Here is a 22,790-nt window from a genome sequence, read left to right on the forward strand (position 1 = left end):
TGCTCCTCTTCGTCCCGCTCAGGCGGGGATCAGGGTGTACTTCACGTTCAGGTATTCGTGGATGCCTTCCAGGCCGCCTTCGCGCCCCATGCCCGACTGCTTGACCCCGCCGAACGGGGCGGCGGCGTTGGACACGACGCCGACGTTCAGGCCCATCATGCCCGTCTCGAGACGGTCGATCATGCGGTGGCCGCGGGCGAGGTCCTGTGTGAAGACGTAGGACACGAGCCCGTACTCGGTGTCGTTGGCCAGGCGCACGGCCTCGTCCTCGTCGGAGAAGGTGGAGATCGCCAGCACCGGCCCGAAGATCTCCTCGCGGAGGATCGCGCTGCCGGGGACGACACCCTCGACGACCGTCGGCTCGTAGAAGGTGCCGGGACCTTCGAGGGCGTTGCCGCCGGCCAGGATGCGGGCGCCCCGTTCGACGGCGTCGCCGACGAGCTCCTGCGCCTTCGCGACCGCGCGGTCGTCGATGAGCGGACCGATCTGCACGCCGTCCTCGGTGCCGCGTCCCACGTTCATGGCGCGCACGCGGTCGGCGACGCGCTGCGAGAACTCGGCCGCGACCGACTCGTGCACGATGAAGCGGTTGGCCGCCGTGCAGGCCTGTCCGACGTTGCGGAACTTGGCGAGCATCGCGCCGTCGACGGCCTTGTCGAGGTCGGCGTCCTCGAAGACGACGAACGGCGCGTTGCCGCCCAGCTCCATCGAGACGCGCAGGACGCCCTCGGCCGCCTGGGCGATGAGCTTCTGACCGACGGGCGTGGACCCCGTGAAGGAGAGCTTCCGCAGCCGCGGGTCGGAGATGATCGGCCCCGACACCGCGCTCGACGACGAGGTCGTGATCACGTTGACGACGCCCTCGGGGACGCCGGCCTCGGCGAGCAGCTGCGCGAAGAACAGGGTCGTCAGCGGCGTCAGCTCGGCGGGCTTCACGACCACGGTGCAGCCCGCGGCGAGCGCGGGGGCGATCTTGCGAGTCGCCATCGCGAGCGGGAAGTTCCACGGCGTGATGAAGAAGGACGGACCCACGGGGCGCTGCGAGACGACCATGCGCCCCGTGCCCTCGGGATTCATGCCGTAGCGGCCCGAGATGCGCACGGCCTCCTCGCTGAACCAGCGCAGGAACTCGCCCCCGTAGGCCACCTCTCCCCGGGACTCGGCGAGGGGCTTGCCCATCTCGAGGGTCATGAGAAGGGCGAGGTCCTCCTTGCGGGCCTGCACGAGGTCGAACGCGCGGCGGAGGATGTCGCTCCGCTCCCTGGGCGCGGTCGCCGCCCACGCCTCCTGCGCTGCGACGGCCGCGTCGAGGGCCCGGATACCGTCGCCCGGCGAGGCGTCGGCGATCCGCCGGATCACGTCTCCCGTCGACGGGTCGAACACGTCGAGGGTCTTTCCCTCCTCGGCATCCACCCACCGGCCTCCGATGAAGAGCTGGTTCGGGATCTGGGCGAGGAAGTCGGACTCGCGGGAGGTCATCGGTTGTTCTCGCTTTCTGCGCGCAGCTTCCGCGCACTGGGGGGTGCGTCCATCGCGAGCGTCTGCCCGCGGAAGAACGCCGGACGGCGGACGGACTGCCAGATCATGGTGACGATCCCGACGACGATGATCAGCATCCCGAGGATGAACACGAGGCCGACGCCGAACACCTCGGAGCCGGACCCGTAGGCCGGGTCCATCGAGTCGACGAGGGTCGTGACGAAGATGACGGCGAGGATCACCCCGCCGACGAGCGGCGAGAGGAATGTGAACAGGAACGACCGGACGGAATCGAACCACTGCTTGCGGAAGTACCAGACGCACGCGAAGGCGGTGAGCCCGTAGTAGAAGCAGATCATCATCCCGAGCGACAGGATCGTGTCGGTGAGGACGTTCTCGCTGAGCAGCCGCATGACCGCGTAGAACACCGCGGCGACGACGGAGGACACGATCGTCGCGAAGCCGGGCGTGAAGAACCGCGGGCTGACGGCGGCGAACCGACGCGGCAACGCGCCGTAGTGCCCCATCGCCAGCAGCGTCCGGGCCGGTCCCACCGCGGTGGACTGGAGGGATGCCGCCGAGCTCGAGAGCACGGCCAGCGAGACGAGGAACGCCAACGGTCCGAGCACGGGGCCCGAGAGCGCGAAGAAGACGTTCGCCGAGATGTCCTCGTTGCCGAGCCCGAGTTCCCCGGTCCCGACGCCGGCGAACATCATCAGACTGACGGACAGGGCGAGGTAGAGCGCCATCACGACCACGACGGTCACCATCGCGGCGCGTCCGGGCGTGCGGTCGGGGTCCTTCGTCTCCTCGTTCATCGTCAGGACGACGTCCCAGCCCCAGAAGATGAAGATCGACAGCGAGATGCCCGCGGCGAAGGCGCTGAAGCTCGACACCTCGAACGGGTTGACCCACGACCAGTCGAAGGCGAGGTGGTCGATGCCGTCCCCGCTGAAGCTCTTCACGAAGGCGGCGACCGCGAAGAGGACGAGCACGATGACCTGGAAACCAACGAGGACGTACTGGAACTTCTGCGTGGTCTGCATGTCGCGGTAGGACACGAGCGTCGCGCCCAGGAGGAACAGGAGACACACCCCGACGTTGATGAACGGGTTGAAGGCGAGCTCGGCGATGCCCTCGTTGCCGCTGATCTGCGCGATCAGCAGGAAGAGGAACTCGACGGCGATGCCGGCGAGGTTCGACAGCACGATGACGGTCGCCGCGATCAGGCCCCAGCCCGTCATCCATCCGATCCACGGGCCGAAGGCGCGGACGCCCCACGTGAAGCTCGTTCCGGAGTCGGGCATGACCCGGTTCAGCTCGCGGTAGCCCAGAGCGACGAGCAGCATCGGGATGAACCCGACGAGGATCACGGCGGGCACCTGCACGCCCACCGCCGAGACTGTCGGCCCCAGGGAGGCGGTGAGCGTGTAGGCGGGGGCGATCGTCGAGACACCGATCACGACGGCGCCGACCAGGCCCACCGTTCCGGCGCTGAGGCCCTTGGCGGAGATCGCGGCGTCTTTCGCGCCGGGGATCTTCTCTGCGGCGTGCTGGCGCATCGTCGAGCTCCTTCGGATCAGCGGGACTGTTCGGGGGTGCGGGTGCGAGGCACGACGACCATCGGCACCGGGATCTCGCTCAGCAGCTTCGCCGCGACCGATCCCAGGAAGAGGCGCCGCGGCTGCGCGAGGCGGCTCGAGCCGACGAGGATCATCTCGCCCGGCAGCCAGTCGAGGTGGGCCACGGCATCCTCGATGCTGTCGCCCTTCGCGGTCACGATGTCGGCGCGGACCCCCTCGGGGATGGCCGTCAGGACGTCGTCGAGGACCTTCTCGGCGTGGGCGGCCCCGGCGAGGCGGATGACCCCCGTGTCGACCGAGGCGGGCAGGTCGACCGTCACGAGCGAGACGAGGCGCAGCGACGCCCCCGTCGCCGACGCGAGCGCGACGGCCTCCTCGAGGAGGACGTCGGCACCGGCACGCGTGCCGACCGCGACGGTCAGGCGCGGAACACCGGCATCCGTCACCCGCTTGCGCGCACCGCGCGGCACGAGCACAACCGGAACGTCGGAGGAGTGGAGCAGCTGGCTCGTCGTGGAGCCCAGCCGGTGACGGCCCCGCGAGCCGCCGTCGGCGGCGCCCACCACGAGGTGCGAGGCGCCGAACTCGTCGGCGGCCTCGACGAGACCCTCGGCGAACGACTCGGCGTAGCGGGCGTGCTCGCGGTGGACCACGCCGTTCGGCACATCCGCGGCCGCCTCGGCGAGCCAGGACTCGGCCTGGCCGAGCAGGTAGCGGTCGTACGACGCGTCGGGAGGGGTGATGACGCTGCGCCCCTCCCCCGGCAGGACCAGGACGATGTCGAGCTCGGCACCGGATGCCGCGGCGAGCCCGCCCGCGACGGCCACCGCGTCGCGGCCTGCCTTCGTCGCGGTGTACCCGACGACGATCCGGCCGCTCATGCCCGGCCGTCCGCGAGGACGTTCCGGGCGGCCAGGCGACCCATGCGGATCGCGCCGTCGACGTGCTGGTAGCCGGCGCCCGCGATGTCGCTGCAGGCGAAGTGGATGGGCCCGACGGGCGTGCGCACATCCGCGCCGTAGCGGTGCAGGCCGCCCATGTCGAAGCTCGCCGCGTAGGCGCCGCGGGTCCACTCCTCGGTGCCCCAGTCGCTCTCGTAGTAGACGACCGGGTCCTTCGCCTCGGGGCCGTAGTAGTGCGACAGCGACTCGAGGATGCGTTCCTTGCGCTCCTCGGCGGTGAGGCGGAACATGTCGTCGGCGTTGCGGTCCGACACGAAGCCGACGAGCGTGCCGCGCGGGTCCTCGTGGTTCGTGTTGTCGTAGGCCTCGTGGCAGATCTCGTAGGGGCTGAAGGCGGTGCCCGACAGGCCCTTCTCGCGCCAGAACGGCGTCTCGTAGACGGCGTGCACCTTGATGACGAACCCCATCGACAGGTGCTGGTGCATCTGATGCTGCAGACGCGGCATCGGCGGCTCGAACGAGATCCGGTGGTACAGCACCGGCGCGAGGGCGAGGATCGCGCTGCGCGCGCGGACGGTGAGGCCCTCGGCGTGCGCCGTGACCCCGGCATCCGACCATTCCAGGGTGCGCACCGGACGGTTCAGGAAGACGTCGTCGCCGAGGCGCTCCGCCAGGAGCACCGGCACCTGCTGCAGGCCGCCCACGACGCGCTTGTCGAGGATGAAGTCCGCGTCGACGAGGTGCGAGTAGCTGCCGGCGCTCGCGGCCATGAGCAGGGACTGCAGCAGCGAGAAGGCGTGCGTCGGCTTCGTGAGCATCGCCGACCCGGTCGCGAAGGCGAGGTTGCGGACCGCCTCGTCGTCGTCGGTCTGCTGGCGGAGCCACGCGTCCCACGTGATCGTGTCCCACTCGGCGGCCTTCGGGTGCGCGTAGGGACGGTCGGGGTCGATCTCGGCGACCATCGCGTCCAGCCGGCGGGTGATCTCGTCGATCGTCCGCTCGGTCTCGGGGCTCACGGGGAACATCTCGCCCGTGAAACGCGACACGGTGCCGTCGGGCCCGACGTAGACGCTGTCGCCATCGCGGTAGCGGCTGAAGGTCTCGAGACCCAGTTCGGCGACCGTCTCGATGAGGGCGTCCTGGTCGGGCGAGACCCACTGGCCGCCGAGCTCGAGCATCGCGCCGTCGACGACGTCGGTCCACAGGCGACCGCCGACGCGCTCGCGCGCCTCGAGGACGGCGACCGACAGACCGGCCTTGCGCAGCTCGTTCGCGGCGGTGAGACCGGCGGCACCGGCTCCCACGATCACGACGTCACGGGTGATCTCGGTCATTCACGACTCCTTCGTCAGAGAGTTGGTCGTCGGCGCGTGGTCGGGCCGGCGACGGAGGTTGCGCCGCACGAGCGGCCAGAACACGAGCAGCACGGCGGTCGCGATGAGGCTCGTCCACACCTGCGCGCGCCCGGACTCGGACGTCAGCATGATGGCGACGACGGCGGTGATCGCGGCGATCAGCAGGATGTTGAGCCACGGGTGCAGCCATACCTTGAGCTTCAACGCGGCGACCTCGTCGGGCGTCATCTTCTGCCGCAGCCGCATCTGCGTGAGCGCGATGAAGACGTAGACGAAGAGGGCGACGAGGCCCGCCGAGTTCATGATGAAGTCGAAGATCCCCGAGCTGGGGGCGACGAAGTTCACGAGCGTCGCGATGAGCCCGCCGATCGTCGAGGCGAGCAGGGCGAACACCGGCACCCCGGTGCGGGAGCGGCGGGCGACGACCTTCGGGGCGAACCCCTTGTCGGCGAGCGCGGCGAACATGCGCGAGGCCGAGTACAGCCCGGAGTTCAGCACCGAGATGACGGCCGTGAAGATGACGAGCTGCATGATCACGTCGGCGAACGGGATGCCGAAGCGCGACAGCGCGATCGTGAAGGGCGCGTTGGCGACGTCGGTCGGCACGGGCAGTTCGTCCCAGGGGACGACGGTGACGATGACGAGGACCGACCCCACGAAGAACAGCAGGATGCGCCAGATGATCGTGCTCGTCGCCTGCCGGATGCCCTTGGCGGGGTCGACGGACTCGGCCGAGGCCATGACGGCGATCTCGGTGCCGAAGTAGGAGAAGATCACGAGCGCGACGCCGGTGAAGGCGACGCCGATGCCGTTAGGAGCGAACCCGCCGTGCTCCCACAGGTTCGGGACGGCGAAGGTCGCATTCGGCCAGAGTCCGAGGGCGAAGAGGATGCCGGCGCCCAAAAACACGACGATGGCGAGCACCTTGATGCTCGCGAGCCAGAACTCGACCTCGCCGAAGGTGCGAACCGAGATGACGTTGGTGCCGACGAAGATCGCGATGAGGATGAGCGACCAGGCCCAGGACGGCAGCGCCGGGAGCCACGTGTGGAGCGTCTCGCCGCCGAGCACCGCCTCGTAGGCGAGGACTCCGACCCAGAAGTACCAGTACAGCCAGCCCACGAGGTACGCCGCCCAGTCGCCGAGACCGACGCGGGCGTACTCCATGAACGAGCCGATCGCGGGACGGGATGCCGCCATCTCGCCCAGCATGCGCATGGCGAAGAAGACGAGCAGACCGCCGATCAGGTACGAGACGATCGCGGCGGGTCCGACCTCGCGGATGACGTTGCCGGACCCGACGAACAGGCTCGCCCCGATGATCCCGCCGAGGGTGATCATCGTCACGTGCCGCGAGCGCAGCTTGCTGGAACGCGCCTGCGTCACCGCGCCGAGCCCCGCCGACGTCTCGGGAGAGACCGGCTGCGACCAGTTGTCGGACCCCGCCATACTCAGACCGTCTTCAGCGCCTGCGCGAGGACGTCGAGGCCCTCGGTCAGCAGGTCGTCGCTGATCGACAGCGGGGGCAGGAAGCGGATCACGTTGCCGTAGGTGCCGCACGTGAGCACGATGACGCCTTCGGCGATACAGGCCTTCGCGACCGCGGACGTGAGCGCACCGTCCGGCGCTCCGGTCGTCGGGTCGACGAACTCGATCGCGATCATGGCGCCGAGCCCACGCACCTCGGCGATGCGGGGGTCGGATGCCGCCATCGCGCCGAGCCGAGCCGTCAGCAGCGCCTCGATCCGCTGCGCGCGCTCGATGAGACCGTCGTTCTCGAACGCGTCCATCGCGGCGAGCGCGGCCGCGCATGCGACGGGGTTGCCGCCGTACGTGCCGCCGAGGCCGCCGGTGTGCGTCGCGTCCATGATGTCGGCGCGTCCCGTGACCGCGGCCAAGGGCATTCCCCCAGCGATGCCCTTGGCCGTGGTGATCAGGTCCGGAACGATGCCGAAGTGCTCGCTCGCGAACATGGCGCCGGTGCGGGCGAAGCCCGACTGCACCTCGTCGGCGATGAAGACGACGCCGTTGTCCCGGCACCAGTCGACGACGGCCGGCAGGAAGCCGTCGGCCGGGACGACGAAGCCGCCCTCGCCCTGGATGGGCTCGATGATGACGGCGGCGAGGTTGTCGGCACCGACCTGCTTCTCGATCATCGAGATCGCGCGGGCCGCGGCATCCGCCCCCGACAGTCCGTCGCGGAGCGGGTACGAACCGGGCACGCGGTAGATCTCGGAGGCGAACGGGCCGAAGCCGCTCTTGTAGGGCATGGACTTGGCGGTGAGCGCCATCGTGAGGTTGGTGCGGCCGTGGTAGGCGTGGTCGAAGGCGACGACGGCCTGCTTGCCGGTGAACTTGCGGGCGATCTTGACGGCGTTCTCGACCGCCTCGGCGCCGGAGTTGAACAGGGCGCTCTTCTTCGCGTGGTCGCCGGGGGTGAGCCGGTTGAGGTTCTCGGCCACCTCCACGTAGGACTCGTACGGCGAGATCATGAAGCAGGTGTGCGTCAGCTGCGCGGCCTGGGCGGCGATCGCCTCGACGACCTTCGGGTGCGCGACACCCACCGTCGTGACGGCGATGCCCGAGCCGAGGTCGATGAGCGAGTTGCCGTCGGCGTCGACCACGACGCCACCGCCGGCGGCGACGGCCGCGATAGGGACGGTGTGCCCGACGCCCGCGGCGACGGCCTCGGCCTTGCGCGAAAGGAGCTCCTGCGAGCGGGGCCCGGGGATGGCGGTCTCGAGGCGGCGCTCCTGCGGGAGGGACGGTCCGCCGAGGGGCGTGGTGACGGCTGCGGTCGAGGTGCTCATGCGGCGAGCGTAGAGGGGCGCGGGCGAGCGGTCACTCGCCGTTGCGTCTATCCTCAACGCAGAGGTGTACATCGTGTACACGCCGGAGGAAGCGACATGGTCACGCGCGAGGCCGAGCCGACCCTGCGGGCGCTGCTCTCTCGCCGCGAGCTGGCCCTCCGCCTCGCCGCTGACGAGTCGAACTTCCGGCCGGGGGCGCTCGACCGACCGACCCGGTGGGTGCACAGCTCCGACCTCGACGATCCGACCCCGTTCCTCGCCGAGGACCTCGTCCTCCTGACGACCGGCACCCAGTTCCCGACCGACGGCGACTACCCCTTCGACGCGTACGTCCGGCGGCTCGTGGACCGCGGCGTGGCGGCGCTCGGTTTCGGCACGGAGGTGGTGCGCGACGGCATCCCGCCCGACCTCGCGGCGGCGTGCCGGGCCGCCGGGCTCCCCCTGTTCGAGGTCCCCTACAGCACACCCTTCATCGCCGTCGCCCGCGCCAACGCCGAAGCCGTCGCCGCGCAGGCCTACGCACGGCGCACGTGGGCGCTGTCGGCGCAGCGCGCCCTCGCCCTCGCGGCGCTCCGCCCCGACGGGCTCGACGCGACGATCGCCGAGCTCGCCAAGCAGCTCGACACGTGGGTCGGGATGTACGACGCCGCCGGCGAGCTCGTCCGAGAACACCCCGCCGGCGCGCTCTCGCCCACGGCGGCGGACACCCTGCGCGCCGAGGTCGGCGCGGTGCTGCGGCGCGGTGCGCGCGCCGGCTCGTCGCTGCACTCGGACGCCGCCGCCTTCACGCTGCAGACCCTCGGGCGCGGCGGCGAGCTGCGCGGCGTCCTCGCGATCGCCGCCGGCGAGCTCGACCGCGCCGGGCGCGACGTCGTCACCGCGGTGATCGCGATGGCGGGGCTCGCCCTCGAGCAGCACCAGCGACTGTCGCGGGCGCGCAAGGCGCTGCGCTCGGGGATGGTGCGCTCGCTCCTCACCGGGGATCCGGCCCTCGCCCGGCAGATCTCAAGGGACGTCTGGGGCCCCCTGCCGCCCGCGCCGGTCGTCGTGGCGGTGACGGATGCCGCCGGTCGCCGCGCGGACGCACTGCTCGACCTGCTGGAGCTGCGCGCCGAGGAGCGCCACGGCGGGCTGTTCTTCGGGAGCGTCGACGTCGACGTCGTGATCGTGGTCCCGGCATCCGCGTCACCGGTCCTCGACGAGTTCGCCGAACGCTTCGACGCGCGGCTGGGGGTGTCGGATCCGACGCCCTACGCCGGCTTCGCGAAGGCGCTGGACCAGGCCCGCGTGGCGCGCGGACGCGCCGGGGGCGCGGGCGTGATGGGATTCGCGGAGGTGCAGGCCGGCGGCATCCTGTCGGCGCTGTCGGCGGGGACCGCGCCGACGGTGGCCGCCGCATTCCTCGAGCCGCTGCGCCGGCACGACCGCGAGCAGGGCGGCCGGCTCGAACAGACCCTGCGCGCGTGGGTGGCCGCCGACGGGTCGAACGACGGCGCCGCATCCGCGCTCGGTGTGCACCGCCACACCGTGCGCACGCGCCTCGCCGCCGCGGAACGCGTGCTCGGCGTGGACCTCTCGTCGTTCGCCGGGCGCGCCGAGCTGTGGGCGGCGCTGCAGCTCGGGGGGTAAGGCCGGGGGCGTGCCGTGCCGCACCGTGCCGTGCCGAACGGCGGAGATTCCCGCGACACGCCGGGCACAGGGGCGGCCCGAACGGCGTGTCGCGGCGGATCTCCGCTGTTCGGTCAAGGACCCCTCCACCGGCGCGGCACCGCGCCCGGGGTCCACGGATCCCCGGGCCGGGCAGGCAGCTGCGGCGGGGTCCGCGAGAGGGTGCCGTCGTGTGCGACGACGGTGCGGGGCTGATGACGACAGCGGACCTCCGGCGATCGGGGCTGCGCCGCTCCGCGATCGCAGCCGCGGCGCGGTCCGGATCGATCGCCCGGGTGCCCCGCGGGACGTATGCCGCCCGCGGAACGTGCAGGGCCGTGAGGGACGCCGCCGCGCACGGCGGTGTCCTCGGCTGCGTCAGCGCGGCGCGCCATCTGGGCTTGTGGACCCTCGCCCCCACGACGGAAACGCATGTCTGGCTGCGCGCCGACCGCCACCGCCTTCCCCATGACGGATGCCGGTGCGTCGACCACTGGGATGCGGCGCCGTCGCGCGGGCGGCTCGCCGCGGCATCCGTTCCCCGCATCCTCCGGCAGATCTGGCTCTGCCGCGGTGTCGAGGAGTTCTTCGTGGCGGTCGAGTCGGCGCTGCATCTCGGGATGCTGACGCCCGAGGGCCGCGCGTGGCTGCAGCGCACCTGCGGGGACGATGCCCGCGAGGCGCTGGATGTGGCCGGCGAGGACTCGGAGAGCGGTCCCGAGTCGCTTCTGCGCTGGCGACTGCGGGACGTCGGGGTCTCCCTGCGCGCCCAGGTCGACGTCACGGGGGTCGGTCGGGTCGATTTCCTGCTCGGCGATCGCGTGATCATCGAGGCCGACGGGGCGGAGCACCACGCCTCGGGGAGCGCTCGGCACCCCGATCTGCTGCGCGACGCGAATGCCGCCGCCTGGGGGTACGTCACGCTCCGGTTCGAGGACGCGACGATCGTGCACGACGGAGACACGGTGCGCGCCGCCATCGACGGGCTGGTGGCCGCCGGCATCCACCGCGACCGCCCCTGACGCGAGCCGGCGGCGGCCTCACTCCGGCGCGTGCGCCTCGAGGAACTCGTACAGATCGGTCGTGTCGACGCCGGGGAAGGCCCCGGTGGGGAGGGTCGCGAGCAGGGTGCGCGGCGTCCGGACGTTCGGCCAGGCCTGGTCGCGCCACGTGCGTTCGAGTTCGGTGGGGGGACGGCGGCAGCAGACCTCGACGCCGTGGCGCGACACCCCGCGGTTCGGGGTCTCGCGGCCGATGAACCACTTCGTGTCGTCGAAGCGCACGCCGACGCTCACCGAGTGGGCGCCGTCGCTCGAGGGTTCCACCCGCGCGGTGCACCAGTACGTGCCGTTGCCGGTGTCGGTGTACTGGTAGTACGGGTTGAACTTGTCGGGGATGTCGAAGACGACGCGGCTCGTCCACCGCCGGCAGCACAGCTGCCCCTCGATCGAGCCGAACCGGTCGGCGGGGAAGTTCACGTCGTCGTTCTCGTACGCCTTCGTGATCGTCCCCGACTCGTGCACCTTCAGAAAGTGCACCGGGATGCCGAGATGCCGCGTCGCGAGGTTGGTGAAGCGGTGCGCGGCGGTCTCATACGAGACGGAGTATGCATCGCGGAGGTCCTCGATGGAGATCGCCCGGCGCGACTTGGCGTCCTGCAGGAACGCCGCGGCGTGCGACTCGGGCACCATGAGCGCCCCGACCAGGTAGTTCGTTTCGACCCGCTGCCGCAGGAATTCCGCGTACGACCGCGGCTCGGCGTGCCCGAGGATCCGACCGGCGAGCGCCTGCAGCACGGGCGTGCGCGAATCCCCGCGCCCCGGGATGCTGCTCGAGAGGTAGAGCCGGCCGGTGCGGTTGTCGGCGACCGATCGGGTCGATGCTGGCAGGTCCGACACGTAGTGCAGCGAGTAGCCGAGGTGCGCGGCGATCTCGGACGCGGTGCGCTGGGTGAGCGGCCCGCCGGGGTGGTCGACGGCGGCGAGGATGCGCTCGGCGTGCGCTTCGAGGTCGCCGAAGTAGTTGTCCTGCCGGCGCATCAGATGCCGCAGTTCGACGTTCGCGCGCCGAGCCTCTTCGGGGGTCGCCGAGCGCTCGTCGTTCAGCCGCTCGATCTCGCCGTGCAGGGCGAGCAGCGTCTCGAGCACGCCGTCGGGCACCGACTTGCCGATGCGGAACGGCGGGATGCCGAGGGCCTGGAACGTCGGCCCCTTCATGGCGCGCTCGAGGGAGATCTCGAGGATCGCGCGCTCGTCGAGCGGTTCGGCGGCGAGGAGCGCGTCGATCGTCGTGCCGAGCGCGCGGGCGATCGCCTGCAGCAGCGAGAGTTTCGGCTCGCGCTTGCCCGTCTCGATCATCGAGAGCTGGCTCGGTGCCCGCGAGACGGCGGCGGCGAGCTCGTCGAGCGTCATGCCGCGAGCGGTGCGCACCTGGCGGATCCGGCGGCCGATGCTGAGCGCGTCGGGCGCCGTCGAGAGAGGGTCGGATGCCGCATCCGCCCGATCTTCATCGATCGTCATGTCCGGGAGTGTGTCACGAGAGCAGAAGAACGCGCAATCTTCACCTCGAAAACCTTGACCGGGGGCCCGCTTCTTCTCGCACAGTGGTGTCACGACCCGCCTCGACCCCTCAGGAGGATGCCATGACCTTCCCCACCACCCCCTCGGCCCAGCCGATGCGCGCCGGCGACCAGACCCAGACCGCGGCCGAACTGCAGGCCGAGTGGGATGCCGACCCGCGCTGGGACGGCATCGAACGCACGTACTCCGCCGAGGACGTCATCCGCCTGCGCGGCTCCGTCCGAGAAGAGGCGACTCTCGCCCGGCGCGGCGCCGAGAACCTCTGGAACCTGCTGCACACCGAGGACTACATCAACGCGCTCGGCGCCTACACGGGCGGCCAGGCCGTGCAGCAGGTGCGCGCCGGCCTCAGGGCGATCTACCTCTCGGGGTGGCAGGTCGCCGCCGACGGCAATCTGGCAGGGCACACCTACCCCGACCAGAGCCTCTACCCCGCCAACTCGGTGCCCTCGGTGGTCCGACGGATCAACAACGCACTCGCGCGGCAGGACCAGATCGAGCACGCCGAGGGCGGCGCGACGCGCGACTGGCTCGCCCCGATCGTCGCCGACGCCGAAGCCGGTTTCGGCGGACCCCTCAACGCCTACGAGCTGGCGCTGTCGATGATCCAGGCGGGGGCCGCCGGCATCCACTGGGAGGACCAACTGGCGAGTGAGAAGAAGTGCGGCCACCTCGGCGGCAAGGTGCTCGTGCCGACGCAGCAGCACATCCGCACTCTGAACGCGGCACGCCTCGCCGCGGACGTCGCGGGCGTGCCGACCGTCATCATCGCTCGCACCGACGCCCTCGCCGCCGACCTGCTCACGAGCGACGTCGACCCGCGCGACCAGGAGTTCACGACCGGCGAGCGCACGAGCGAGGGGTTCTACCGGGTGCGGCCGGGGCTCGAGGCTGTCATCAGCCGCGGTCTCGCCTTCGCGCCGTACGCGGACCTGCTGTGGGTCGAGACCGGCGAGCCCGACATCGAGCTGGCCCGCGCCTTCGCCGAGGCGATCCACGAGCGCTTCCCGGGCAAGCTGCTCGCCTACAACTGCTCGCCGAGCTTCAACTGGAAGCGCCACCTCGACGATGCGCAGATCGCGACCTTCCAGCGCGACCTCGGCGAGCTGGGCTACGCGTTCCAGTTCATCACCCTCGCGGGCTTCCACGCCCTCAACCACTCGATGTTCGATCTCGCGAAGGGCTACGCCGAGAGCGGCATGACCGCCTACGTGGCCCTGCAGGAGGCGGAGTTCGCCGCCGAGAAGGACGGCTACACCGCCACCAAGCACCAGCGGGAAGCCGGAACCGGCTACTTCGACCTCGTGTCCACGGCGCTCAACCCCGACAGCGCCACCCTCGCCCTGGTCGGATCGACCGAGACGGCGCAGTTCCACTGACATGACCGGATGCCCCGGCATCCCCTTCCTCAGGAGTACGACATGACCCTCATCGACACCCCTCCCCCGACGACCACGACCACGACCACGACCACGACCACGACGCTCACGATCCGCGGACCGCTCCGCGAGCGCTACGACGAGATCCTCACCCCCGCAGCCCTCGACTTCGTCGCGCAGCTGCACGAGCGCTTCGGCGGGCGACGCCACGACCGCCTCGCCGACCGGATGCGGCGGCGCTTCGAGATCGGCAACGGTCAGGACCCGACGTTCCGCTCCGACACGGCACACATCCGCGAGGACCCGGACTGGCGGGTGGCCGGCGCCGGCCCAGGCCTCGAGGACCGCCGCGTCGAGATCACCGGCCCCACCGACCCGAAGATGACGATCAACGCGCTGAACTCCGGTGCGCGGGTCTGGCTCGCCGACCAGGAGGACGCCACGAGCCCGACCTGGCGCAACGTCATCGAGGGGCAGCTGTCGCTGCGCGACGCGATCCGCGGCGAGCTGCGGTACACGAGCCCCGAGGGCAAGGTCTACGAGGTCACCGCCGAGCGGACGCCGACGATCGTGATGCGCCCGCGCGGCTGGCATCTGATGGAGAAGCACCTCGACGTCACCGACCGGCACGGGCGGACCCTCGCGGCATCCGGTTCGCTCGTCGACTTCGGTCTCTACTTCTTCCACAACGCCGAGCGCCTGATCGCCGACGGTCGCGGCCCCTACTTCTACCTGCCGAAGATCGAGTCGGCCGAGGAGGCGAAGCTGTGGGACGACGTCTTCACCTTCAGCGAGCGGTTCCTCGGGATCCCGCACGGGACGATCCGGGCGACGGTGCTGATCGAGACGCTGCCGGCGGCGTTCGAGATGGAGGAGATCCTGTTCGAACTGCGCGACCACGCCGCAGGCCTGAACGCCGGGCGGTGGGACTACATCTTCTCGATGATCAAGAACTACCGGGGGCGCGGCGCGCGCTTCGTCCTGCCCGACCGCAGCCAGGTGACGATGACGGTCCCCTTCATGCGCGCCTACACCGAGCTGCTCGTGCAGACCTGCCACAAGCGGGGCGCGTTCGCGATCGGCGGCATGAGCGCCTTCATCCCGAACCGCCGCGACGAGGGCGCGACGCGCACCGCGTTCGAGAAGGTGGCCGCCGACAAGCGGCGCGAGGCGGGCGACGGCTTCGACGGCACGTGGGTCGCGCACCCCGACCTGATCCCGGTGGCGCAGGCCGAGTTCGACGCCGTGCTCGGCGAGCGGCCGAACCAGGTCGACCGGCTCCGCGAGGACGTCGCCGTGACCCCCGCGCAGCTCATCGACTGCCACATCGGGCTGCCCATCACGGCGGAGGGCGTCCACGGCAACGTGTCGGTCGGCATCCGCTACATCGAGGCGTGGTTGCGGGGCATCGGCGCCGTCGCGATCGACGGACTGATGGAAGACGCCGCGACCGCCGAGATCAGCCGGTCGCAGATCTGGCAGTGGATCCATCAGGACCGCACGACCGAGGACGGCACCCGCATCACCCGCGAGTACGTCGAGGGCCTCATCGCGCAGGTGCTGGACGAGGTCCCCCGCCACGACCGGGACCGGTTCGACGACGCGGCGGAGGTGTTCCGCGAGGTCGCCCTCGGAGCCGACTTCCCGACATTCCTCACGCTCGGCGCGTACGCGCGCTTCCTCGTGGAGGACTGAGCCCCCGGCATCCACCCGTCACGGATTGCAACAGATCCCCGCCGACACGCCGCCCGCGACCCACCGCGGGCGGCGTGTCGCGCGGCATCCATTGCAATCTCGCACGCGTGCGTCAGTCGAGATCGACCGTCACCTCGCCGGCTTCGAGCCGGATCGAGGCGGTGTGGAGTCCGCGATAGATGTACTGCTCGTCCCAGCCATGGAAGACGAGCACGTCGCCGTGGCGGGTGGGCACCACGTCCTGTCCGCCCGGTCCTCGGAAGGCACCGTCGCTGCCGGCGGTCGACAGGATCGGCTCGGACTGCTTCTCGTACGGCCCCTCCAGCTCGGCCGACCACGCGGCGCCGACGGCGTACGCATCCCCGCCGTAGTCGTTGGCGGAGTAGAGGAGGGCGTACCCGCCGTCCCGGGCCACGAGCGTCGGAGCTTCGACGAGCGTCCCCTCCCACGCCTGATCCTGCCGCAGCAGCTCCACCGCGTCGCCGTCCAGCGACAGACCGTCCGCGGTCAGCGGCGCCATCATGATGCGGGTCGGCAGGGCGCAGCAGTTGCCGTCGGTCTTCCACAGCAGAAAGCGCGTGCCGCTCTCGTCGTCGAAGGTGGCGGCGTCGATCGCACCGCCGTCGTCGACGGGGCACACCAAGGGTTCGTCGGATGCCGGGGTGAACGCATCGTCGAGCGTCGCCGCGGTCGCGACACCGATGCACTGCCGCCCGGAGGCGGTGTGCTCGGCCGTCACATACATGACGTAGCCGTCGCCGAGGGCCGTCACCTCGGGTGCCCAGGTCCGCCCGGGCGACGCCCACGCCGGCAGGGTCGGCAGCGCATCGCGTCGCTCGACGGTCCATGCGTCGAGATCGGGAGATGTCGCCACGCGGATGTTGAGCCCGTGGCTTCCGGTCGCAAAGGCGACGTACCCGGCATCCGTCGACACCACGTCCGGATCGGGGAAGTCCTCGTCGAGCACGAAGGCGGCGGATGCCGGCGCGGATGCCGCCGGCGACGCCGCCGGTTCCGCGGCGCCGCATCCCACCGCCCCGGCGACGCCCGCGAGCAGGACGGCAATCAGTGCCGCGGCGCGCCTCATCCCTTGACCGCCGCCCCGGCGACGGAGTCCACGATCTGGCGCTGCGCGAAGGCGAAGAGGACGAGCACCGGGATCGACGCGATCGCCGCACCCGCCATCACGATGCCGAAGTGCGTGCGATACGCGCCCTGCAGCATGGCGAGGCCCGGCTGCAGCGTCATGTTCTCGGGCGACAGCAGCACGTACACCGGCCACAGGAAGTCGTTCCAGTTGCCCAGGAACGACAGCACCGCGAGTGTCGCGAGCGCCGGCTTCGCCAGCGGGAGCGCCACCTGGAAGAAGATGCGGAACTCCCCCGCTCCGTCGATGCGGGCCGCCTCCTCGATCTCGACCGGGACACCGAGGAAGAACTGCCGCAGGAAGAACACGCCGAAGGCGCTGGCCGCGCCCGGAACGGTGATCGCGAGGACGGTGTCGAGCCAGCCGAAGTTCTCGACGATGAGGTAGTTCGGGATGAGGAAGACGACCGGCGGCACGAGCAGCGTCGCGATGATCAGCCCGAAGACGACGTTCCGTCCCGCGAACTCGAGGCGCGCGAGCGCGTATGCCGCCATCGAGGCGGTCACGAGGATGAGCACCGTCTGCAGCGTCGCCGCGGCGAAGCTGTTCCACAGCCACAGGAAGATCGGCTGCTGCCCGCTCAGCAGCAGCGTCTGGTAAGCCTCGAGCGAGGCCGGGTCGGGCAGCGCGTAGGGGTTGCGGACGGCATCCGCATCGGTTTTCACCGACGTGAGCAGCATCCACACCAGCGGGAAGATGACGACCAGCGCGAGCGCGCCGAGGATGGCGTAGACGACGATGTTCCCGGGACGCCGCGGCGGTCGGCGGCGGTGCTCGCCAGGAGCCTGGGGCGGGGCGGGACGGACGGCGGTGTCGGTCATGAGGCGGCTTTCTCGCTGCGCTCGCGCTGCAGACGGAAGTTGACGACGCTGATGATCGCGAGGAACGCGAACAGGACGTAGCTCATGGCGGATGCCGGGGCCATGTTGTTCTGCGAGAGCCCTTGATCGGCGATGTACATGATCGCGGTGCGCGTCTCGTTGCCCGGCCCGCCGTTGGTCAGCAGGAACGACTGCCCGAACATGTTCGCCGACGCGAGGATCGTCGTGGTCGTGATGAAGAGCATGACGGGACGCAGACCCGGGAGCGTCACGCTGAAGAAGGTGCGTGCGGCGCCCGCGCCGTCGAGAGCGGCGGCCTCGTAGAGGTCGGTGTTGATGCCCTTGAGCCCGGCGAGGAAGATCACGGTGTTCAGTCCCGCGGTCCACCACACCGTCACGCCGACCAACGACACCCAGACCCACGGCGTGTCCACCACCCAGGGCGTGTCGCCTGGGAGCCCCAGCAGGCTCAGCAGATGGTTCAGGATGCCGGACTGCGTGTCGAAGACGTAGCTCCAGATGACACCGACGATCGCGACGCCCAGGACGTAGGGCGCGAAGAAGACGGTGCGGAAGAACGTCGCACCCCGCAGCCTGCGGTTCAGCAGGACCGCGATGAAGAGCGGGATCACGACGAGGAACGGGACGCTCAGCACGACGAAGAGCCCCGTCGCGCGCATCGCGTTCCAGAAGTCCGCCGAGGTCGTCGACCCGGGCGTGAAGAGGTCGAGGTAGTTCTTCAGCCCGATGAAGTCCTGGCTGTCGCGGAACGGGCTCCAGTTCGTCAGGCTGATCCAGACCCCGAACACAGCCGGGACGATGACGAAGGTGACGAACAGCACCAGGAACGGCGCCAGGAACAGGTAGGCGATGAGCGTCCGACGCCGGCGCGCGGGGCGCCCGGCGCGACCGCCCGGCCGACCGCCGGAGCGGTCGGCCGGGACGGCCGTCTTGGCGGCGAGGTCAATCGCCATACTTCTGCTGGTTCTGCTCGATGATGGCGTCGGCCTTCGCCTTCGCGTCGTCGAGGGCCTGCTGCGGCGACTTCTTGCCCGTCAGCGCCTCGTTGATGGCGGTGGTGATGAGGGCGTTGGCCTCGTTGATGCCGGGCGAGACCGTCTCGTAGTGCGCGTACTCCAGCTCCTCCATGAACGGCTCGAGGTTGGGGTAGTCCTCGAGGATCGCCGGGTCCTCGCGGACCGTGTTCGCGGCGGGGAGCTCCCCGGTCTCCGCCCATCCGGCGGAATTGTCGTTCATCCACTTCACGAAGGTCGCCGCGGCCGCGGTCTTGTCCTCGTCCTGGCCCTTGTTGGCGGGGAAGACCCAGTGGGTCGAGCTCGACCAGACGGCCTTCTCGTCGCCGATCTGCGGGACCGGCGCCGCTTCCCACTCGAGGTCGCCGAAGGCGGTGTTGGTGGTCTGCCAGACGCCGTTCCAGTTGAACGCGGTGTCGCCGGCCAGGAGCGCCTTGATGTTGCCGTCCTGGGCGACGTTCTTCGGACTGTAGCCCTTGTCGACGAGATCGGTCATCCAGGTGAGCGCCTCGACACCGGCATCCGAGTTGAAGGTCGCCTCGGTGACGTCGTCGTTGTAGAGGTCTCCGCCGAACTGCCACAGCAGACTCTGGAACTCGAACGTGCCGGTGAAGACGTAGCCGTCGACCCACTCCCCCTGGACACCGGCCTGCTTCAGCTTCTCGAGCGCGTCGAGATACCCCTCGCGGTCGGTCGGGATCTCGGTGAGGTCGGCCTTGGCCATGACGTCCTTGTTCGCGAACAGGCCGAGGGGCGTCACGCTCCACGGGACGGCGTACTGGGCGTCGCGGAAGTCGCCCATCTCGAACACGTCCGGCGGGAAGTCGTCCTCGCCGTAGCCGAGTCCGTCGATGATCTCGTCGGCGGGCTGCAGCAGGTTCTGGGCAGCATAGGTGGCGAGGTCGTCGCCGTGGAGGACCGCGACGTCGGGGCCCTTGCCGGCCTTCACCGCCAGCGGCATCTTCGAGGCGATGTCGGCCCACTCCTGGGGGACGTTCTTGACCGTGATGTTCTCGTGCTCGGCGTTGAACTGGTCGATGAGCTTCGGCACGATCGTCGGCGCCGCACCGCCCGTCCAGCCGTGCCAGAAGGTGACCTCGACGGCAGGACCGTCGTAGTCCTCGCCCGACACCCCTCCCTCGCCGGATCCGGACGCGCCGCAGGCGCTGAGTGTGACGGCCAGGGCCGCCGCGACGCCGAGACCGAGGCCCCGCGTGAGTCGCGTAGTCATGTGATTGCTCTCCTTTGAGTACGCCCTGCTCAGTCGCCTGAGCGCGCTGTGGTGGGTGCGGTCGAATGTACAGCGCTGGAAATTGACTGTCAACGGGGTCGGCGACGCCCCGCACGTTCGGCGCTGTACTCTGTCCCGCGAACCCTTGGAGGAAGCCTCATGCGAGGACCGCGCCTGCAGGACGTCGCCGAACGCGCCGGCGTCTCGATGAAGACCGTCTCGAACGTCGTCCGCGACTACCCGCATGTGTCGGCGGCCATGCGCGAGAAGGTGCAGCGGGCGATCGACGAGCTGGGCTACCGACCGAACGTCTCGGCCCGCCGCCTTGCCACCGGCCGGACCGGCCTCATCGCCGTCGCCTTCGCCGACGTCGCCATCCCCTACTTCGCCGAGCTGGCCCACGTCGCCTCGCGTCGCGCACCGGACTTCGACTACCGCGTGCTCCTCGAGGAGACGGACGCGACGATCGACGGCGAACGCGCGCTCATCGCGAGCTCCGAGGCGGGCCTCGTCGACGGGATGCTGTTCCAACCCTCCCGGATGAGTGCCGCCGAGATCGCGAGGCATCGCTCGGAGATCCCGATCGTCCTCCTCGGCGAGACCCCGGCGCCGCTCACGATGGACCACGTCATGATCGACAACGTGGCCGCAGCCCGCGAGATCACCGAGCACCTGCTCGCCCTCGGGCGGCGCCGGATCGGGTTCGTCGGACACGAGTCCACGGCGCTCAGCGAGACCTCCCGCCTGCGGCTGCTGGGGTACCAGGAGGCGCTGACCGGGGCGGGGATCACAGCGGATCCGCGGATGCTGGTGGCCACGGCATCCATCGACGCCACCGACACCGCGGCCGCGGTGCGCACCGCGCTGGCGGGCGGCTGGGAGGTCGACGCCATCGTCTGCCGCGACGATCTCGCCGCCCTCGGGACGCTGCGGGCCCTGCAGGAGCGCGGCATCCGGGTCCCCGAGGACGTCGCCGTCACCGGGTGGGACGACACGCGGCTGAGCGCCGTCACCTTCCCGAGCCTCACGAGCGTCAGCCCGGACGTCGACGCCCTCTTCGTCCGCGCCATGGCACTCCTCCTCGAGCGCATCGGCGGGTACGACGGCGTGGGACGGCACGAGATCGCGCCGCACCGTATCGCGGTGCGCGAGAGCGCCCCGCGCGCAGCCCGCAGCTGACGCGCAACATCCCTCGGCATTGCAGGTTTACAGCGCTGCACAACCTGAGGCATGCTGGACGCCATGATCGACGACGACCACGGTCCGCTGCGCGCGAGCGCGCAGGACGGCAGCCACCCCCGCCCGCAGATGATCCGTCCGACCTGGACCGACCTCAGCGGCGTCTGGTCGTTCGCGCACGACGACGACGATCGCGGCATCGCCGCGGGCTGGCCCGCCTCGGGGGTGTCCGAACGGGAAATCGTGGTCCCCTACCCGCCGGAGTCAGCCGCCTCGGGGGTCGGCGACACGGGCTCCCACCGTGTCGTCTGGTACTCGCGGGAGCTGACGCCCGCCGACCTCGCCGCGGCAGGGCATGCGGGCGGCCGGCGCCTGCTGCTGCACTTCGGCGCCGTCGACTACCGCTGCGACGTGTGGATCGGCGGGATGCGCGTCGGAGCGCACGAGGGCGGTCACACGCCCTTCACGCTCGATGTCACCGAGTCCGCCGCGCCGGGCGCGCAGATCGTCGTGCGCGTCGAAGACGACCCGTACGACATCGCCCAGCCCCGAGGCAAGCAGGACTGGCGCGAGGACCCGCACGTCATCTGGTACCACCGCACCTCGGGCATCTGGCAGCCGGTGTGGCTCGAGAGCGTGCCGCCCGTGCACGTCACCGCGCTGCGGTGGACCGCCGACCCCCGTGCGGGCGTCGTCCGCGCCGACATCGAACTGTCGGCGACGCCCGCGGGAGCCGTCGACATCGAGGTGGAGATCTCCTTCGAGGGGCGTCCTCTGGCCGCCGTCCGCACGGTCGCCGCGGCCGACGAGGTGTCGGTCATCCTCCCCGTCGGAGCGCTCGGCAACGGGCAGGCGTACGAGGAGCTCCTCTGGTCACCCGAGCACCCGCGCCTGATCGACGCCGACGTGCGGATCGGCGACGACACCGTCGCGTCGTACCTCGGCATCCGCACCGCCGACGTCGGCCGCGGCCGCTTCTGGCTGAACGATCGGCCGTACTTCGTCCGCTCGGTGCTCAGCCAGGGCTACTGGCCGGACACGCACCTGGCCGCCCGCTCGGCGTCGGCGCTGCGCGACGAGGTCGAGCTGATCAAGTCGCTCGGGTTCAACGCCGCGCGCGTCCACCAGAAATTCGAGGATCCGCGGTTCCTGTTCGCGGCCGACTCGCTCGGGCTGCTCGTGTGGGGCGAAGCGCCCGCGACGTTCACCTTCACGACGAAGTCGGTCGAGCGGACCACGCGGGAGTGGCTCGAGGTCGTCCGCCGCGACGTCTCGCACCCCTCGATCGTGACCTGGGTACCGCTCAACGAGAGCTGGGGCGTGCAGCACATCGCCTCGGATGAGCGGATGCAGCACTTCGCGCGCTCGCTCGTGGCGCTGACCAAGGCGCTCGACCCGACACGGCCGGTCGTCTCGAACGACGGCTGGGAGCAGGTCGACACCGACATCGTCGCGATCCACGACTATGAGTGGCGCCCCGAGGTGGTGCGGCAGCGCTACGCGACGGATGCCGACGTCCGGCGTCTCGTCGACGGCGTCGGCCCCGCGGGGCGCAGGCTGATCCTCAGCGGCGACGTCGACGGCGCACCGGTGATGCTGACCGAGTTCGGCGGCATCTCGTTCGACACCGCGTCGGCCGACGGCGCGTGGGGGTACTCCGCGGCCGCATCCGCTGAGGACTTCGACGAGCGGCTCACCGGACTGATGGATGCCGTGCGCGCCAGCGAAGCCCTGGCGGGCTTCTGCTACACGCAGCTGACCGACACCCTGCAGGAGACGAACGGGCTCGTCACCGCCGACCGCACCCCGAAGATCCCGATCGACCGGATCCGCGCGGCGATCACGGGCGAGCCGGCCGGGTAGCGGCATCCGCTCGGCCCGGCCGTGCCGCCGGGCGCGTCAACCGATGCAATGGATCCGAGCCGACACGCCGCGTGCGCGCCTCAAGG

Annotated in this window: 17 protein-coding genes; 6 read left to right on the top strand and 11 right to left on the bottom strand. The window is 70.6% G+C overall.

Translation table 11 applies throughout. The features are described 5' to 3' along the window. Positions 1-18: 18 nt before the first annotated feature. From ACPEH0_RS05505 to gabT, 6 genes are read right to left on the bottom strand one after another with little or no spacing between them, the layout of a single operon-like run. A complete protein-coding gene (locus ACPEH0_RS05505) occupies positions 19-1,479 on the bottom strand; it encodes an NAD-dependent succinate-semialdehyde dehydrogenase (protein ID WP_366213867.1) in 1,461 nt (486 codons plus the stop codon). Next, positions 1,476-3,041 carry an APC family permease gene (locus tag ACPEH0_RS05510; protein WP_366213866.1) on the bottom strand — a complete coding sequence of 522 codons (1,566 nt, stop codon included), beginning with the start codon at positions 3,039-3,041 and terminating at the stop codon, positions 1,476-1,478. Before ACPEH0_RS05510 ends, ACPEH0_RS05505 begins: the two co-directional genes overlap by 4 nt. A gap of 17 nt (positions 3,042-3,058) precedes the next feature. Next, entirely contained in the window at positions 3,059-3,943 is an 885-nt protein-coding gene (locus tag ACPEH0_RS05515) for a universal stress protein (protein WP_217530784.1), read from the bottom strand. Next, a complete protein-coding gene (locus ACPEH0_RS05520; protein ID WP_366213865.1) occupies positions 3,940-5,298 on the bottom strand; it encodes a flavin monoamine oxidase family protein in 1,359 nt (452 codons plus the stop codon). Before ACPEH0_RS05520 ends, ACPEH0_RS05515 begins: the two co-directional genes overlap by 4 nt. After that, positions 5,299-6,768, bottom strand: a complete 1,470-nt coding sequence (locus ACPEH0_RS05525; protein ID WP_366213864.1) for an amino acid permease — start codon at positions 6,766-6,768, stop codon at positions 5,299-5,301. 2 nt (positions 6,769-6,770) lie between these two features. Further along, a complete protein-coding gene (gabT, locus tag ACPEH0_RS05530) occupies positions 6,771-8,129 on the bottom strand; it encodes a 4-aminobutyrate--2-oxoglutarate transaminase (protein WP_366213863.1) in 1,359 nt (452 codons plus the stop codon). Between the two features lie 96 nt (positions 8,130-8,225). On the opposite strand from gabT, the gene ACPEH0_RS05535 reads away from it, so the two are divergent. Further along, positions 8,226-9,758: a PucR family transcriptional regulator gene (locus ACPEH0_RS05535; protein ID WP_366213862.1), complete on the top strand. Its 1,533-nt coding sequence runs from the start codon at positions 8,226-8,228 to the stop codon at positions 9,756-9,758. Between the two features lie 356 nt (positions 9,759-10,114). Next, a complete protein-coding gene (locus tag ACPEH0_RS05540) occupies positions 10,115-10,798 on the top strand; it encodes an endonuclease domain-containing protein (RefSeq protein WP_366213861.1) in 684 nt (227 codons plus the stop codon). A gap of 18 nt (positions 10,799-10,816) precedes the next feature. Here ACPEH0_RS05540 and ACPEH0_RS05545 read toward each other — a convergent pair whose 3' ends face one another. Then, entirely contained in the window at positions 10,817-12,295 is a 1,479-nt protein-coding gene (locus ACPEH0_RS05545; RefSeq protein WP_217530776.1) for a helix-turn-helix domain-containing protein, read from the bottom strand. Between the two features lie 122 nt (positions 12,296-12,417). On the opposite strand from ACPEH0_RS05545, the gene aceA reads away from it, so the two are divergent. Then, positions 12,418-13,734: an isocitrate lyase gene (gene aceA / locus ACPEH0_RS05550; protein WP_217530774.1), complete on the top strand. Its 1,317-nt coding sequence runs from the start codon at positions 12,418-12,420 to the stop codon at positions 13,732-13,734. 42 nt (positions 13,735-13,776) lie between these two features. Continuing rightward, positions 13,777-15,429 carry a malate synthase A gene (gene aceB / locus ACPEH0_RS05555; protein ID WP_366213860.1) on the top strand — a complete coding sequence of 551 codons (1,653 nt, stop codon included), beginning with the start codon at positions 13,777-13,779 and terminating at the stop codon, positions 15,427-15,429. 112 nt (positions 15,430-15,541) lie between these two features. On the opposite strand, the gene ACPEH0_RS05560 is transcribed toward aceB, so the two are convergent. Genes ACPEH0_RS05560 through ACPEH0_RS05575 form a run of 4 tightly spaced genes read right to left on the bottom strand, consistent with a single transcriptional unit; the run spans position 15,542 to position 19,662 of the window. Further along, on the bottom strand, positions 15,542-16,516 hold the full coding sequence (locus ACPEH0_RS05560) for a glycoside hydrolase family 43 protein (RefSeq protein ID WP_217530771.1): 975 nt from the start codon (positions 16,514-16,516) through the stop codon (positions 15,542-15,544). Next, on the bottom strand, positions 16,513-17,397 hold the full coding sequence (locus ACPEH0_RS05565) for a carbohydrate ABC transporter permease (RefSeq protein ID WP_366213859.1): 885 nt from the start codon (positions 17,395-17,397) through the stop codon (positions 16,513-16,515). Before ACPEH0_RS05565 ends, ACPEH0_RS05560 begins: the two co-directional genes overlap by 4 nt. Beyond that, a complete protein-coding gene (locus ACPEH0_RS05570) occupies positions 17,394-18,371 on the bottom strand; it encodes a carbohydrate ABC transporter permease (protein WP_217530767.1) in 978 nt (325 codons plus the stop codon). The genes ACPEH0_RS05565 and ACPEH0_RS05570 overlap by 4 nt, the downstream gene beginning before the upstream one ends. Continuing rightward, complete coding sequence (locus ACPEH0_RS05575) at positions 18,361-19,662, bottom strand: ABC transporter substrate-binding protein (protein ID WP_217530765.1); 1,302 nt, start codon at positions 19,660-19,662, stop codon at positions 18,361-18,363. Before ACPEH0_RS05575 ends, ACPEH0_RS05570 begins: the two co-directional genes overlap by 11 nt. A 159-nt stretch (positions 19,663-19,821) precedes the next feature. Here ACPEH0_RS05575 and ACPEH0_RS05580 point away from each other — a divergent pair, with 159 nt between their 5' ends. Together ACPEH0_RS05580 and ACPEH0_RS05585 are read left to right on the top strand one after the other, a co-directional pair. After that, the gene (locus tag ACPEH0_RS05580) at positions 19,822-20,841 is read left to right on the top strand and encodes a LacI family DNA-binding transcriptional regulator (RefSeq protein ID WP_366213857.1); all 1,020 of its coding nucleotides are present in this window, start codon (positions 19,822-19,824) and stop codon (positions 20,839-20,841) included. Between the two features lie 51 nt (positions 20,842-20,892). Continuing rightward, positions 20,893-22,704: a glycoside hydrolase family 2 protein gene (locus tag ACPEH0_RS05585; RefSeq protein ID WP_366213856.1), complete on the top strand. Its 1,812-nt coding sequence runs from the start codon at positions 20,893-20,895 to the stop codon at positions 22,702-22,704. Positions 22,705-22,790: the final 86 nt, after the last annotated feature.

Origin of the sequence: Microbacterium sp. NPDC079356 (genome assembly GCF_049545465.1) — a bacterium.
GTDB lineage: Bacteria > Actinomycetota > Actinomycetes > Actinomycetales > Microbacteriaceae > Microbacterium > Microbacterium gawkjiense.